At 35.2% G+C, this 957-nt stretch carries 1 protein-coding gene and 1 pseudogene; both read left to right on the forward strand.

Features of this window, described 5'->3' with window-relative positions; translation table 11 throughout:
• Nucleotides 1-493: pseudogene (locus CD138_RS14360) on the forward strand (BppU family phage baseplate upper protein); the annotation flags it as partial.
• A 14-nt stretch (nucleotides 494-507) separates the two neighbouring features.
• The gene (locus CD138_RS12810; RefSeq protein ID WP_103266006.1) at nucleotides 508-918 is read left to right on the forward strand and encodes a YomQ N-terminal domain-containing protein; all 411 of its coding nucleotides are present in this window, start codon (nucleotides 508-510) and stop codon (nucleotides 916-918) included.
• Nucleotides 919-957: the final 39 nt, after the last annotated feature.

The following is a 957-nucleotide window of genomic DNA, read 5'->3' on the forward strand; positions in this document are numbered from 1 at the left end:
CGGATTTGCGATAGTTGAACGAAGAGAAGAAATTGTAAAACGTATCATCTTTCAACCTTACAATTCTACACAAATATGGTTAAAACGTTTTTACAACACTTGGTCTGACTGGGAACAAATAAACAATAGACAAACAGATACAGGTTGGTTACCTTTGAACCTCATTAATGGAGTTCAATCATACGGAGACACATATATACCGTATTACAAACTTGTAAATAACAATGGTGATATAACGTTAAAGTTAAAAGGAGCAGTTTCGAACATCACAACAAATGATACTGTTATCGCTACACTGCCAGGAAACATTTCCAAATTAATAACGTCAACATGTTCATTCACTCAAAATTCTTCAATTAAAAACGGCGTAGCAACAACTGCGAGATGGACAGTATCAAAAAACGGAGAAATAAAGATGGAACGCGCATCTTTCGCTATTTCCGAAATGAAATCTACAGACTGGTATCCAATTCACACTGTACTACCACTATAAAAGGAGGTTCAATTATGGACTTTAAACAGGTTTATTTGTACGATGGTACACCTTATTTAGTATTTAGAGATATTGACGGTGAATATCAGTATCCCGAGTCAGATTGGACTGAGTTAGCACCGCCAGAGGGTATTTATAGCCCGTTTTATTTTAATTCTGACAAAAACGAATGGGTCGGATCTACAAGAGAAGAGTTTGAAAAGAGTTTGCCTAAAAACGATGAGGTTGAACTCACCCCTCAAGAAATGATGATAGCAGAAACACAAATAGCGGTTGCCGAAAGCACACATCAACTTAAAGAAACACAGAAAATGTTAGCGCAAACGTTACTAGATAATGCAGAAAAAGAAAATAGAATTAAAATGTTGGAAGAACAGCAAGCTCAAATGATGCTTGCGTTTGCAGAAATTAAGGAGGTTAAATAATATGAAATTCCCAAGTTTTAACAACATCAAATATTTTTA

The sequence above is a fragment of the Staphylococcus intermedius NCTC 11048 genome (assembly GCF_002902385.1).
GTDB classification, from domain to species: Bacteria; Bacillota; Bacilli; order Staphylococcales; family Staphylococcaceae; genus Staphylococcus; species Staphylococcus intermedius.

Coding starts and splice junctions, on each gene's coding strand:
- CD138_RS12810 (WP_103266006.1), top strand. CDS start 508: ATGGACTTTAAACAGGTTTATTTGTACGATGGTACACCTTATTTAGTA.